We start from the raw sequence: 552 nt of genomic DNA, 5'->3' as shown, positions 1-552 counted from the left end.
ACAGACGTTACGCACGCGGGCTACCCAATCGGGTGAAGCGGCAAGCGTGGTTTGTGACGTAGAATTGTTCACAACCACCAACAGCAACGACTTGATCAGCGCGATAAAAACTCAAGGTGCAAGTTGCATCAACGAGCTGTTCTCTGCTCAAAGCCGAGTGCAAGAAGCGGCGTTTGATTCTGACCACATGTACAACGTGGCAAAGCATACGGTGACTTTGGCGAAAGCCTATACTGGTGGCGGTAGTGATGAGCTTGAAGCCTTGTACTTGTATTTGCGCGCTGGCTATTACGCCGAGTTTTACAACAACAATATCTCGTTTGTTTCTTGGGTCACGCCCGCAGTGCAAGAGGCGGTAGACGCGTTTGTAAACAACGCTTATTTTTACGAAAACAGCGACCCGCACGGCAAGGTATTAAGTGAAGTGATCATCACGATGGACAGTGCGGGGCTGCAACACGCTTATTTACCGCAAGTGACGGAGTGGCTGACGCGCTGGAATGACCAATACGCTCAAAACTGGTACGTGCGCAACGCGGTGAGTGGGGTGTG

Annotated in this window: 1 protein-coding gene; it reads left to right on the top strand. The window is 51.3% G+C overall.

The window, feature by feature from the left end; all coding sequences use genetic code 11:
• Positions 1 to 46: 46 nt before the first annotated feature.
• On the top strand, positions 47 to 552 hold a 506-nt coding region (locus tag R8N47_RS27580), incomplete at its 3' end, for a M9 family metallopeptidase N-terminal domain-containing protein (protein ID WP_412034500.1).

Source organism: Vibrio sp. 2132-1 (genome assembly GCF_033344315.1).
The sequence above is the reverse complement of the archived record's forward strand: the minus strand, read 5'-3'. Positions and strand labels throughout refer to the sequence as shown.